Origin of the sequence: Jannaschia sp. Os4 (genome assembly GCF_016820245.1) — a bacterium.
In the GTDB taxonomy this organism is placed as follows: domain Bacteria; phylum Pseudomonadota; class Alphaproteobacteria; order Rhodobacterales; family Rhodobacteraceae; genus Jannaschia.
Map to the genome: position 1 here is coordinate 384,602 of NZ_JAFCAR010000004.1, position 12,653 is coordinate 397,254.

A 12,653-nucleotide genomic window follows, 5' to 3' on the forward strand; every position below is an offset into this window, starting at 1 on the left:
TTCTCCTAGGTGTCAGTGGGATGCGAGGGGACGTTCGACTCAGGACAGGGTCCCGAGGATGTCCGACTCCTTCATGATGAGGAGCTCCTCGCCGTCGACGGTGACCTCGGTGCCGGACCACTTGCCGAACAGGATGCGGTCGCCGGCCTTGACGGACATCGCGATCAGCTCGCCGGAGTCCTTGCGGGCGCCCTCGCCGACCGAGACCACCTCGCCCTCGGCGGGCTTCTCCTTGGCGGTGTCGGGGATGATCAGACCGCCCTTGGTCTTTTCGTCGGACTCGACGCGGCGCACCAGGACGCGGTCGTGCAGCGGAGTGAAAGCCATTCCAGCCTCTGCGTTGTTGAGTTTCCAGCCTTGGCACTCACCAAAGACGAGTGCCAACGGACGGGCAACTAGGCATCGCGGGGCGGGGAGTCAACGGGGGCGGATCGCTCGAATGCGGGACATTCGTCGGGGGCGGCCGCGCCCGCGTCCACGCCCCATTAACCCCGGCCGCGCGAAGGTGCCACCACCTCCTCCCTCCCCTTCCCGGAGCCGCCGATGACCGCCCCGACCCGATCCGCGCCCGCCCTCGCGACGGTGCACGCCTTCCTGCCCTCCACCCCGCTCGACACGGTCGACGGGCCGAGGCGCGTCGATGCGCTGCGGTGCGGCATGCGGCTGCGCGGGCGGACGGGCTGGGTCGCCCTCGCGGAGGTCGCCGTCGTCCGTCCCTCCGCCGCCGCCTGCACGGCGCGACCCGCGCTGCGGGCGTTCACGCTCGATCCGGACGCGCTCGCCCCCGGCCTGCCCGCGGCGCCGGTGCAGGTCGCGGCGGGCACGCCCTTCCTCCTCGACCTCGGGGGAGGCGAGACCGTCACGTTGCGGGGACTGGACCTCGCGCGGGCAGGCGTCGGGAGGCTCGGGCCGGCGCACCGTCCCGTGCCGCTGCGCCGGCTCCGCCTCGAACGGGCGGATGCCGTGCTGGCGGGCGGCGTCTGGGTCGCGGCGGCGCCCCTCCCGGACCCGCCGCCGCTGCCCCGCGACCGCATCGCGGGCTTGGACGCGGAGGCCATCGGGCGCGGCCTCCGGCGCGCCAACGCCGCGGCCGTGCTGCGCGGGCTCTGCGCGGCACCGGGGCCGGTCGCGGCCTGATCCTCCCCCCGCCGCGTCCCCGTTGATCGCGCGGGACGGGGACGTATCTGCCCGGGATGCCCACGCCCCCGCCCCCACACGCTCCTAGCGTGCCCCTGCCCGACCGCATCCGCGCCTGCCGCCTGTGCGCCGAGCGCTTCGCGCGCACGGCCACGGCGCACCGGCCACGGCCCGTCGCGTGGTTCCGCGCGGGCGCCCGCCTGATCGTGACGGGCCAGGCGCCGGGGATGCGGGTCCACCGCTCGGGCCGCCCCTTCGACGACGCGTCCGGCGTCCGGCTGCGCCGGTGGATGGGCGTGGACGAGGAGACGTTCTGGGACCGCGACCGCGTCGCAGTGGTGCCGATGGGCTTCTGCTTCCCGGGCTACGACGCGAAGGGCGCCGACCTGCCGCCGCCGAAGGTCTGCGCGGCCACGTGGCGGGAGGCGGCGCTCTCCTACGTCGGCGCCGTCGGCCCGCGCCTGCTGATCGGGGGCTACGCGCAGGCGTGGCACCTCGGGCCGGGGCGGGTGACGGACCGCGTGAGGGACTGGCGCGCGCACGCCGCGCGGGGCATCTGGTGCCTGCCGCACCCCTCGTGGCGCAACACGGGGTGGCTGAAGGCGAACCCGTGGTTCGAGGCGGAGGCGGTGCCCGCGCTGCAGGCCGCCGTGAGGGAGGCGCTCGCATGACACCCTTGGACGCGGCCCATCTGCGGGCCGAGGAGACGGGGGCGGAGGCCGACCGCCTCGCCTTCTGGTCGCGGCTGGCGGAGGCCGAGCTTCACCTGCTGATCGAGGCGGCGCCGGAGGGCGACGCCCCGGTCACGCCGCGCATCGTGGAGGTGGAGGGGGTCCGCTACGCGCTCGCCGTCGACCTGCCCGAACGGCTGGCCGCCCTCTCGGACGGCCCCGCGCCGACGGCCACGCTGGCGGGGCGGCGCCTCGCGGTCCTGCTCGCGGAGGCGGGGCTGGGCCTCGGGCTGAACCTGCCGGAGGCGCCGTCCGCGCAACTCCTGCCTGCCGAGGCGCTGGCGTGGCTGGCCGAATCGGTGGCCGTTGGGCCGTCGGAGGCGGAGGCGCGGATCGAGGAGGTCGGCCCGCCGGGCGCGCTGCCCGACGCGCTTCTGGTCGCGCTTGACGCCAAGCTGCCCGCCCTCGCCGGGCTGGCGACGGTGGCCTACCTCGCGCACGCGCGCTTCGAGGGCGGCGCGCGGGGGCACATGCTGGGCGTCGTGGGCGCCGTGCCGGGCGCGGAGCCCGACATCGCCCGCGCGGTGCAGGAGGCGATGGCCTTCTCGGGGCTGGAGGCGGGTGCGCTCGACGTGGCGTTCCTGCGCGCGAGCGACCCGCTGGCCGGCCCGCTAGCGCGGCACGGGCTGCGGATCGACCTGCCCGCGCCCGAGCGGCCCGCGCCGCCCGGGGCCGCCGCGCCGCCGCGGCTGCGCTGAGGTCAGTGCGCCTCCGCGCCCGCGCCCTTGCCGGGGATCAGCGAGACGAGCGGCAGGATCAGCAGGCCCAGCGCCAAGCCGATCACCCCGTCCACGGCCGCCGTCACGACCCACTTCACGAGCCCCGGGGCCGCGCCGACCGCGTAGGCGGCACCTTCGGCCCAGCCCTTGATCGTCTCGTAGGGCCAGTGCCAGCCCATCTCGTGCAGGGCGTGGACCACGATGTTGCCGCCCACCCAGATCATCGCCGCGGTGCCGACGATGGTGAGCAGCTTCATGAAGCCCGGCATCCCCTTTACGATGGAAACCCCGAGCCTGCGCCCGGCCTCGGTCCGCCCGTTCTCGGCGAGATGGAGGCCGACGTCGTCCGCTTTCACGATCAGTGCGACGGCCCCGTAGACGGCGATCGTGATCACGATGGCGATCACGGCCAGCACCATCGCAGTGAACCAGATCGGCGCGTCCGTGCCGTTTCCGTCGAAGCCGGTGACGGAGGTCTCGGACTGGAGCGCGGCCAGCGAGATCGTCATGATCTCGGCGGAGAGGATGAAGTCGGTCTTGATGGCCCCCTTCACCCGCTCCTCCTCGAGATGGGCGGCGTCGAGGGGCGTGAGCGCGGGATCCTTGATCTTCGCCTCGGATTCGCGGTGCGCGATCGCGTGCCAGACCTTGTGCGCCCCCTCGTAGCACAGGAACAGCCCGCCGAGGATCAGGAGCGGCGGGATCAGCCACGGCGCGAACTCGTTGAGGAGGAGCGCGGCGGGCAGGAGGATCACCAGCTTGTTGAAGGCCGAGGCGCGGGCGATCTTCCAGACGATCGGCAGCTCGCGCGCGGCGGCGAACCCGTCCACGTATTTCGGCGTCACGGCGGCGTCGTCGATGACCGCGCCCGCGGCCTTGGAGCCGGACTTGGCGGCGAGCTTGAACACGTCGTCGACGGAGGCGGCGGCCACCTTCGAGATGGCGGCGACGTCGTCGAGAAGGGCGAGCAGTCCGCTCATGGGGAACCTCCGGCGGTGGCGGGGGACGTGGCCCCGGTGCGGCAGGACAACGCGGGGCGCGGGTCCGGGTTTCGCACGAGGCCCTCCCGGCGGGGCCGGTCATCGGGGCGCACGACGTCGCGGGCGAGGCCGAGCCGCTCGAGGGCGCGGATCAGCCACCAGCCCGGATCGGACTCGCCGGGCGCGACGCCGAGCTTGGCGGAATGGGGGAACGCGTGGTGGTTGCCGTGGAACGCCTCGCCGAAGGTGACGAGGCCGAGGGACGGCAGGTCGCGCCCCTGCACGGGCAGCCCCTCGATGCGCCAGCCCGTGGGGGCGCCCCGATGCGCCCAATGGCCGACGGCCCAGTGTCCGGCGAGGGACACGAAGACCCGGAGGCACACTCCCCACAGCACCCAGCCCCACCCTCCGAGCGCGTAGAGGACGGCGGCGACGGGCAGCTGCTGCCAGCGCCACGTGGCGTCCATCCACCGGTAGACCGGATCCTGCGCGACCTCCGGCTCGAGCGCGAAGGAGGGCGGGCGGGCGAGGCGGAAGCGGCAGTGCATCTGCCAGACCATGTCGCGCAGCGGAGGCGCGGCATGGGCGGGGTGCGGCGGGCAGACCCGCTGCCTCTGGTGCCAGTCGCGCAGGTCGTGGGCGCGGATCATGCCGAAGGGGCCCGCCATGCCCACGAGGGTTCCGAGCCAGACGAGGAGGTACTCCAGCGGCTTGGGCACCGCGAAGCTGCGGTGGATCAGGAGGCGGTGCATCCCGACCGAGTGCCCGGCCCCGACGGTCACGGCGGTGAGGACCGCGAACGCGGCCAGCCCGCCCCAAGACGGGAACGCGACGATGGCGGCGAGGCCGCCGAGGGCGTGGGCCGCCGTCCAGAGCGACTGGGCCGGGTCCCAGACGATCCGTCCCGAGACGGCGCAGGTCTCCGGTCCGGGGCGCACGCGGTCGGTGGCGATCCACTCCATGCGGGATGCCTGCCACGGGCGCGCGCGGATCGCCACGGGCGGGTGGCCGACGCGTCCGCGCGGTGGCATCGAGGCCCCATGACCGACCGCGTCGCCTTCCTCGTCGCCACGTGCCTGATCCTCGCGGTGCTCGCCGACGGCGCGCTCAACGACGCGGGCGTCCTCACGTTCCTCGGACGCAAGGGGCTGGCGCTGCTAGGCTGGATGGCCTTCTGGCGCTGACGCGGCCTCGCGCGGCCGCCGGTTGCGGGCCCCCTCCCCCTTCGCTACCTGCGCGGGCAGCGGCCGGAACCGCCCCGCCGGGCGGGTGTTGGCCCACGGACACGGACCTCTGGAGGGCTCATTCATGGTGAAGGTGGCGATCAACGGCTTCGGCCGCATCGGACGCAACGTGCTGCGCGCGATCGTCGAGTCGGGGCGCGACGACATCGAGGTCGTTGCGATCAACGACCTCGGCCCGGTCGAGACCAACGCCCACCTGCTGCGCTACGACAGCGTGCACGGCAAGTTCCCCGCCACCGTCACCGTCGATGGCGACACGATCGACGTCGGGCGGGGCAAGATGAAGGTGACGGCGCTGCGCGATCCGGCCGACCTGCCGTGGTCCGACGTGGACGTCGTGCTGGAGTGCACGGGCATCTTCACCTCCAAGGAGAAGTGCCAGGCACATCTGGAGAACGGCTCCAGCCGCGTGCTGATCTCGGCGCCGGGGACGAACGCGGACAAGACGATCGTCTACGGCGTCAACCACGACACGCTGACCTCGGACGACGTGATCGTGTCGAACGCGTCCTGCACGACCAACTGCCTCGCGCCCGTGGCCTACGTCCTGAACGAGGCGATCGGCATCGAGCGCGGCTTCATGACGACGATCCACTCCTACACGGGCGACCAGCCGACGCTCGACACGATGCACAAGGATCTCTACCGGGCGCGCGCCGCCGCCCTGTCGATGATCCCGACCTCCACCGGCGCGGCCAAGGCCGTGGGCCTCGTGATGCCGCAGCTGAACGGCAAGCTCGACGGCGTGGCGATCCGGGTGCCGACGCCGAACGTCTCGGTCGTGGACCTGACCTTCACCGCGTCGCGCGACACCTCGGTGGACGAGATCAACGAGGCGATCCGCTCGGCCGCGGACGGCCCGCTCAAGGGCGTGCTGGGCTACACCGACGAGCCGCTCGTCTCGACGGACTTCAACCACGACCCGCACTCGTCGGTGTTCCACATGGACCAGACCAAGGTGATGGAGGGCGGCAAGCTCGTCCGTATCCTGTCGTGGTACGACAACGAGTGGGGCTTCTCGAACCGCATGGCGGACACCGCCGTGGCGATGGGGAAACTGATCTAGCGCAGGTTAGATCAGTTTCGGCGGGCAAGAGGCCTTCCGGCACGGAAGGTCCTCGCCCGCACCGCGCAGAATAGAGTGCCGGAGAACGCGCATGCCCCAATGGAAGACCATCGACGACATGGACCTCGGCGGGAAGGTCGTGCTGACCCGCGTCGATCTGAACGTGCCGATGGAGGACGGGCGGGTCACCGACGCCACCCGGATCGAGCGGATCGTCCCGACGGTGCGCGATCTGTCGGCGGCGGGGGCGAAGGTGGTCCTCCTCGCCCATTTCGGGCGGCCCAAGGGGAAGGTCGTGCCCGAGATGTCGCTGCGGCAGGTCGTGCCCGCGCTGGAGGAGGCATTGGGGCGCGACGTGGCCTTCGCGGACGGCGGATACGGGCAGGCCGTGGCGGATCTCGCGGATGACGGCGTGATCCTGTTCGAGAACGTTCGCTTCAACCCCGGCGAGGAGGCGGGCGACGAGGGCTTCGCCCGCCGCCTCGCCTCGGTGGGCGACGTCTACTGCAACGACGCGTTCAGCGCGGCGCATCGGGCGCACGCGACGACCACGGTGCTGGCGCGGCTGATGCCGTCCTGCGCCGGGCGGCTGATGCAGGCGGAACTGGAGGCGCTGGAGAAGGCGCTGGGCGACCCTGCCCCGCCGGTCGCCGCCCTCGTGGGCGGCGCGAAGGTATCGACCAAGATCGACGTGCTCCGCAACCTCGTGGGCCGGGTGCAGCACCTGATTATCGGGGGCGGCATGGCGAACACGTTCCTCGCGGCGAACGGTGTCGACGTGAAGGCGTCGCTCTGCGAGCACGACCTGACGGACACGGCGCGTGACATCGCGGCGGAGGCCGAGCGGCAGGGCTGCACGATCCTGCTGCCCCGCGACGCGGTCGTGGCGGCGGAGTTCAAGGCCGGCGCCGAGAACCGGGTGGTGAAGGTCGAGGAGGTGCCGGACGGGCACATGATCCTCGACGCGGGCCCCGACAGCGCGCGGCACGTGTGCGACGTGCTCGACGGCTGCGCGACGCTGGTCTGGAACGGTCCGATGGGCGCGTTCGAGATCGAGCCGTTCGACGCCGCCACCGTTGCGGTGGCCAAGCATGCGGCCGCGCTGACCGAGGCGGGCAAGCTCGTCTCCGTGGCCGGCGGCGGCGACACGGTGGCCGCGCTGAACCACGCGGGCGTGGCGGACGACTTCACCTACGTGTCGTCCGCAGGCGGCGCGTTCCTCGAATGGATGGAAGGCAAGGCGCTGCCCGGCGTGGCGGCCCTCAAGGGAGAGAACTGATGGCTGACTTCGATGCGATGCGTGAGCGGATCCGCAAGGGGAACGGCTTCATCGCCGCCCTCGACCAGTCGGGCGGCTCGACGCCCAAGGCGCTGGGCCTCTACGGCGTGGGCGAGGACCGCTTCTCGAACGACGAGGAGATGTACGACCTGATCCATGCGATGCGCTCGCGCATCGTGGACGCCCCCGCCTTCACCGGGGACAAGGTGGTCGGCGCGATCCTGTTCCAGCAGACCTTGGAGCGCGAGTTCGGCGGCAAGCCGACCGCCGCCTACCTCTGGGAGGAGCGGCAGGTCGTGCCCTTCGTCAAGATCGACGAGGGGCTCGCGGATGCCGAGGGCGGGATGCAGTTGATGAAGCCGATCACCGGCCTCGACGACCTGCTCTCCCGGTCCAAGGCCAAGGGCGTGTTCGGCACCAAGGAGCGGTCCGTCATCGGCAAGGCCGACGAGGCGGGCATCCGCAAGGTCGTCGCGCAGCAGTTCGACGTCGCGCGGCAGGTGCTGGCCCACGGCATGGTCCCGATCATCGAGCCGGAGGTCACGATCTCGATCTCCGACAAGGCCGAGGCCGAGCGGATGCTGCTCGACGCGTCGCTGGAGGCCCTCGACGCCGTGGGCGAGGAGGTGATGTTCAAGGTCACGCTGCCCGAGCAGGACAATCTCTACGCGCCGCTCGTGGACCACCCGAAGGTGCTCAAGGTCGTCGCGCTGTCCGGCGGCTACGCCCGCGAGGAGGCCAACGCCCGTCTGTCGCGCCAGCGCGGGATGATCGCGTCCTTCTCGCGCGCCCTCACCGAGGGGCTGAGCGAGGGCCAGTCGGACGACGCGTTCAACCGTACCATCGGCGCCACGATCGACTCGATCCACGCGGCCTCGGTCGCCGGCTAGGATTCACGCGCCGCCCGTTCCGTGCCATGGTCCCCGCATCCGCCCGCGAAGAGGCGGCAGGAGGCAGGACCATGGAAGAACGGACGGGCGGCGGCCTGCTGCTCCCCCTCGCGCTGACGGGGTTCGGCTTCTACTTCGTGTTCGCGGCGGTGCAGGGCGACGGCGGGGTGTTCCGCCGGATCGAGCTGGAGGCCGAGCGCGAGACGCTCCAAGCGGACCTCGACGCGCTGCAGACCCGCGTGTCCGCCGCGGAAGGCAAGGTCCGCCGGTTGTCCGACGACTACGTCGACCTCGACCTCCTCGACGAGCGCGCGCGCATCGTCCTCGGCATGGCCCGCGCCGACGAGCTCATCCTCGAATAAATCCGGCTTCGCGCGGGCCGCCCGCGCGACGACCTTCCCTACGGAACCGAATCCCGCTAGTCGGAGTTGAGCGGGGAATTCGTTTAACGTTGAACGATTCCTCGGAACGGCCCGACACTCGGGGAGGAGACATGGCTCGCAAGCCCGCCACCGCCGCCAAGGCGAAGCCCGCCGCATCGGCTAGACCCTCGTCCGCGAAGGCGAAGCCGAACGTCTCCGGGGAGGAGCTTTCCCAATACTACAAGGACATGCTGCTGATCCGCCGCTTCGAGGAGAAGGCGGGGCAGCTCTACGGCATGGGCCTGATCGGGGGCTTCTGCCACCTCTATATCGGGCAGGAGGCCGTCGTCGTCGGGCTGGAGGCCACGGCGAAGGACGGCGACAAGCGCATCACCTCCTACCGAGACCACGGGCACATGCTCGCCTGCGGCATGGACCCGAAAGGGGTCATGGCCGAGCTGACGGGCCGCGAGGGCGGCTACTCGAAGGGCAAGGGCGGCTCGATGCACATGTTCAGCCGCGAGAAACACTTCTACGGCGGCCACGGCATCGTCGCCGCGCAGGTGCCACTCGGGGCCGGCTTGGCGTTTAGCGACAAGTACAAGGGCAACGACAACGTCACCTTCACCTATTTCGGGGACGGCGCGGCGAACCAGGGCCAGGTCTACGAGACCTACAACATGGCCGAGTTGTGGGACCTGCCCGTCGTGTTCGTGATCGAGAACAACCAGTATGCGATGGGCACCTCGACCAAGCGCTCGACCAAGTCGCCCTCCTACTGGGAGCGCGGCGCGGCCTACGGGATCGAGGGCGAGGAGGTCGACGGGATGGACGTGCTCGCCGTGCGCGACGCGGGCTACCGGGCGACGGAGTACTGCCGCGCGGGCAAGGGGCCGTACATCCTCGAGGTGATGACCTACCGCTACCGCGGCCACTCCATGTCGGACCCGGCCAAGTACCGCACCCGCGACGAGGTCCAGAAGATGCGCGAGGAGCGCGACCCGATCGAGCAGGTGCGCCGCGCGCTGCTGGACGGGGGCCACGCCTCCGAGGACGACCTCAAGGCCATCGACAAGCAGGTCAAGGAGGTCGTCAACGAGAGCGCCGAGTTCGCCAAGGAGAGCCCGGAGCCCGCCTTGGAGGAGCTTTGGACCGACATCTACGCCGACGAGCTGCCGCAGGGCGCGGCATGAGCGCGGCGGAGGACGCCCGCACCTTCTTCGCCGCCAGCTACGCCGTCGGCGAGGGCGAGGACGGCGGCGAGATGATGGTGCAGATCGACCCGGACCTGCTGCTCTCGCCGGAGGTGACGGGCTTCATGATCTCCGAGTGGATGAAGCACCTCGCTGCCGCGCACGTGCAGGCGGGGCACGCCGACGCGCCGGACGCGGCGCTCCAGACGATCCTGGGCACCTGCCTGGGCCAACTGACCGAAGGCGAGGACGACGATCCCGCCCCGCGCCCGAACTGAGGGACACCGACCATGGCGACCGAGATCCTGATGCCCGCGCTCTCCCCCACGATGGAGGAGGGCACGCTCGCGAAATGGCTGGTGAAGGAGGGCGACACGGTGTCGTCCGGCGACATCCTCGCCGAGATCGAGACCGACAAGGCCACGATGGAGTTCGAGGCCGTGGACGAGGGCGTGATCGGCAAGATCCTCGTGGCCGAGGGCACCGAGGGCGTGAAGGTCAACACCCCCATCGCCGTGATCGGCGAGGAGGGCGAGGACATGGAGGCCGCCCCTGCCCCGGCGGAGAAGCCCGCCGCCGACGCGCCGCGCGGCGACGCCCCCGAGAAGGCCCCGGCCCGCGTCGCCTCCGAGGAGCCGACGCCCCAGTCCAAGGCCTCCCCCGACTGGCCCGAGGGCACCGAGATGGTCGAGCAGACCGTCCGCGAGGCCCTGCGCGACGCCATGTCCGAGGAGATGCGCCGCGACGAGAACGTGTTCGTGATGGGCGAGGAGGTCGCCGAGTACAACGGCGCCTACAAGATCACCCAAGGCATGCTGGACGAGTTCGGCGACAAGCGCGTGATCGACACGCCGATCACCGAGCACGGCTTCACCGGCATCGGCGTCGGCGCGGCCTTCGGCGGGCTGCGCCCCATCGTCGAGTTCATGACCTTCAACTTCGCCATGCAGGCGATCGACCAGATCATCAACTCGGCGGCCAAGACGCTCTACATGTCGGGTGGCCAGATGGGCTGCCCCATCGTGTTCCGCGGCCCCAACGGCGCCGCTGCCCGCGTGGGCGCGCAGCATAGCCAGGACTATGCGGCGTGGTATTCGTCCATCCCCGGCCTGAAGGTCGTGCAGCCCTACTCGGCCGCCGACGCCAAGGGCCTCCTCAAGACCGCCATCCGCGACCCGAACCCGGTCATCTTCCTCGAGAACGAGATCCTCTACGGCAAGTCCTTCGAGGTGCCGAAGGTGGACGACCTGACGATCCCCTTCGGCAAGGCCCGCATCTGGCGCGAGGGCGACGACGTGACCATCGTGTCGTGGGGCATCGGCATGACCTACGCGCTTGAGGCCGCCGACAAGCTGGCCGAGGACGGCATCTCCGCCGAGGTGATCGACCTGCGCACCCTGCGGCCCGTGGACTACGACACGGTCCTCGCCTCCGTGATGAAGACCAACCGCTGCGTGACCGTCGAGGAGGGCTTCCCCGTGGCGTCCTTCTCCGACCACATCGCGTCCACGATCATGCAGCGCGCCTTCGACCACCTCGACGCGCCGGTCGTGACCTGCACGGGCAAGGACGTGCCCATGCCCTACGCCGCGAACCTCGAGAAGCTGGCGCTGACGTCGACCCAAGAGGTCATCGACGCCGTCCGCTCCGTCACCTACCGCTGAGGGACACCGACCATGGCGACCGAGATCCTGATGCCCGCGCTCTCCCCCACGATGGAGGAGGGCACTCTCGCGAAATGGCTGGTGAAGGAGGGGGACACCGTTTCCGCCGGGGACCTGCTGGCCGAAATCGAGACGGACAAAGCGACGATGGAGTTCGAGGCCGTCGACGAGGGCACGGTCGGCAAGATCATGGTCGCCGAGGGCACCGAGGGCGTGAAGGTGAACACCCCCATCGCCGTCCTTCTGGAGGACGGCGAGGACGCATCCGCAGTCGATTCCGCCTCCTCCGGCGGGTCATCCAACGTCGCCCCCGCCGAGCCGACCCCGGCCACCGAGCCGCAGGCCGGATACGGGCGCGAGCCCGGCGGCAAGGACGAGGCGCCCCGCGCCGACATTCATGGCGGACATGCGGACGAGGCGCCGAAGGGCGACCGCGTCTTCGCCACCCCCGTCGCCCGCCGCATCGCCAAGGACCGCGGCATCGACCTTTCGGACGTGAAGGGCTCGGGCCCGCGCGGCCGGATCGTGAAGGCCGACGTCGAGGCGTTCGACCCGTCGAAGGCCGCCCCCAAGGCGGAGGCGGCCAAGCCCGACGCGGCGGCCCCGACCGCCAAGACGGACGGACAGAAGCCCACCGCCCCGGCCGGCATGTCCGCCGAGCAGGTCCTCAAGATGTATGCCGACCGCGAGACCGAGGAGGTCACGCTCGACGGGATGCGAAAGACGATCGCCGCCCGCCTCTCCGAGGCCAAGCAGACGATCCCGCATTTCTACCTGCGCCGCGACATCCGCCTCGACGCGTTGCTCAAGTTCCGCTCGCAACTGAACAAGCAGCTCGAGGGCCGCGGCGTGAAGCTCTCGGTCAACGACTTCATCATCAAGGCCAGCGCGCTGGCGCTCCAGCAGGTGCCCGACGCGAACGCCGTCTGGGCCGCCGACCGCATCCTCAAGCTCAAGCCCTCCGACGTCGCCGTCGCCGTGGCCATCGAGGGCGGGCTGTTCACCCCCGTCCTGCGCGACGCGCACCTCAAGTCGCTCTCCGCGCTGTCGGCCGAGATGAAGGACCTCGCCGGCCGGGCCCGCGATCGCAAGCTCGCGCCCCACGAGTATCAGGGCGGTAGCTTCGCCATCTCCAACCTCGGGATGTTCGGGATCGACAACTTCGACGCGGTCATCAACCCGCCCCATGCCTCGATCCTCGCGGTCGGCGCGGGCGTGAAGAAGCCCGTCGTGGGCGAGGACGGCGAGATCACCACTGCCACCGTCATGTCCACGACCCTCTCCGTCGATCACCGGGTCATCGACGGCGCGCTGGGGGCGGACTTTCTCAAGGCCGTCGCCGAGAACCTCGAGAACCCGATCACGATGCTGGCCTGATCCGGCTCAAG

Annotated in this window: 15 protein-coding genes; 12 read left to right on the forward strand and 3 right to left on the reverse strand. The window is 71.1% G+C overall.

Annotated features, from left to right (window positions below):
• Positions 1 to 39 precede the first annotated feature (39 nt).
• On the reverse strand, positions 40 to 327 hold the full coding sequence (locus JQC91_RS10790) for a co-chaperone GroES (RefSeq protein WP_203286827.1): 288 nt from the start codon (positions 325 to 327) through the stop codon (positions 40 to 42).
• Positions 328 to 543: 216 nt separating this feature from the next.
• On the opposite strand from JQC91_RS10790, the gene JQC91_RS10795 reads away from it, so the two are divergent.
• From JQC91_RS10795 to JQC91_RS10805, 3 genes are all read left to right on the forward strand, one after another.
• The gene (locus JQC91_RS10795; protein WP_203286828.1) at positions 544 to 1,137 is read left to right on the forward strand and encodes a Hint domain-containing protein; all 594 of its coding nucleotides are present in this window, start codon (positions 544 to 546) and stop codon (positions 1,135 to 1,137) included.
• Between the two features lie 89 nt (positions 1,138 to 1,226).
• Positions 1,227 to 1,808 carry a uracil-DNA glycosylase family protein gene (locus tag JQC91_RS10800; protein ID WP_343069955.1) on the forward strand — a complete coding sequence of 194 codons (582 nt, stop codon included), beginning with the start codon at positions 1,227 to 1,229 and terminating at the stop codon, positions 1,806 to 1,808.
• Positions 1,805 to 2,566 carry an SseB family protein gene (locus tag JQC91_RS10805; RefSeq protein WP_203286830.1) on the forward strand — a complete coding sequence of 254 codons (762 nt, stop codon included), beginning with the start codon at positions 1,805 to 1,807 and terminating at the stop codon, positions 2,564 to 2,566. The genes JQC91_RS10800 and JQC91_RS10805 overlap by 4 nt, the downstream gene beginning before the upstream one ends.
• 2 nt (positions 2,567 to 2,568) lie before the next feature.
• Here the strand turns inward: JQC91_RS10805 and JQC91_RS10810 are convergent, their stop codons facing one another.
• Both JQC91_RS10810 and JQC91_RS10815 read right to left on the reverse strand, forming a co-directional pair.
• Positions 2,569 to 3,567, reverse strand: coding sequence for a DUF808 domain-containing protein (locus tag JQC91_RS10810; protein ID WP_203286831.1), 999 nt, complete (start codon positions 3,565 to 3,567; stop codon positions 2,569 to 2,571).
• Positions 3,564 to 4,529 (reverse strand): acyl-CoA desaturase, encoded by a 966-nt coding sequence (locus JQC91_RS10815; protein ID WP_238941473.1) that lies wholly within the window; start codon positions 4,527 to 4,529, stop codon positions 3,564 to 3,566. Before JQC91_RS10815 ends, JQC91_RS10810 begins: the two co-directional genes overlap by 4 nt.
• Positions 4,530 to 4,607: 78 nt before the next feature.
• Here JQC91_RS10815 and JQC91_RS10820 point away from each other — a divergent pair, with 78 nt between their 5' ends.
• From JQC91_RS10820 to JQC91_RS10860, 9 genes are all read left to right on the forward strand, one after another.
• Positions 4,608 to 4,751: a hypothetical protein gene (locus JQC91_RS10820; protein ID WP_203286832.1), complete on the forward strand. Its 144-nt coding sequence runs from the start codon at positions 4,608 to 4,610 to the stop codon at positions 4,749 to 4,751.
• A gap of 124 nt (positions 4,752 to 4,875) precedes the next feature.
• Positions 4,876 to 5,877 carry a type I glyceraldehyde-3-phosphate dehydrogenase gene (gap, locus tag JQC91_RS10825; protein WP_203286833.1) on the forward strand — a complete coding sequence of 334 codons (1,002 nt, stop codon included), beginning with the start codon at positions 4,876 to 4,878 and terminating at the stop codon, positions 5,875 to 5,877.
• A gap of 91 nt (positions 5,878 to 5,968) precedes the next feature.
• On the forward strand, positions 5,969 to 7,156 hold the full coding sequence (locus JQC91_RS10830; RefSeq protein WP_203286834.1) for a phosphoglycerate kinase: 1,188 nt from the start codon (positions 5,969 to 5,971) through the stop codon (positions 7,154 to 7,156).
• On the forward strand, positions 7,156 to 8,046 hold the full coding sequence (locus JQC91_RS10835) for a fructose bisphosphate aldolase (protein ID WP_203286835.1): 891 nt from the start codon (positions 7,156 to 7,158) through the stop codon (positions 8,044 to 8,046). Before JQC91_RS10830 ends, JQC91_RS10835 begins: the two co-directional genes overlap by 1 nt.
• A 71-nt stretch (positions 8,047 to 8,117) precedes the next feature.
• Positions 8,118 to 8,408, forward strand: coding sequence for a septum formation initiator family protein (locus JQC91_RS10840; RefSeq protein ID WP_203286836.1), 291 nt, complete (start codon positions 8,118 to 8,120; stop codon positions 8,406 to 8,408).
• 131 nt (positions 8,409 to 8,539) lie between these two features.
• A complete protein-coding gene (gene pdhA / locus JQC91_RS10845; protein ID WP_203286837.1) occupies positions 8,540 to 9,601 on the forward strand; it encodes a pyruvate dehydrogenase (acetyl-transferring) E1 component subunit alpha in 1,062 nt (353 codons plus the stop codon).
• Positions 9,598 to 9,879 (forward strand): hypothetical protein, encoded by a 282-nt coding sequence (locus tag JQC91_RS10850; RefSeq protein ID WP_203286838.1) that lies wholly within the window; start codon positions 9,598 to 9,600, stop codon positions 9,877 to 9,879. The genes pdhA and JQC91_RS10850 overlap by 4 nt, the downstream gene beginning before the upstream one ends.
• A 12-nt stretch (positions 9,880 to 9,891) precedes the next feature.
• Positions 9,892 to 11,265, forward strand: a complete 1,374-nt coding sequence (locus JQC91_RS10855) for a pyruvate dehydrogenase complex E1 component subunit beta (RefSeq protein WP_203286839.1) — start codon at positions 9,892 to 9,894, stop codon at positions 11,263 to 11,265.
• Positions 11,266 to 11,277: 12 nt separating this feature from the next.
• Positions 11,278 to 12,642 (forward strand): pyruvate dehydrogenase complex dihydrolipoamide acetyltransferase, encoded by a 1,365-nt coding sequence (locus JQC91_RS10860; RefSeq protein ID WP_203286840.1) that lies wholly within the window; start codon positions 11,278 to 11,280, stop codon positions 12,640 to 12,642.
• Positions 12,643 to 12,653 lie beyond the last annotated feature (11 nt).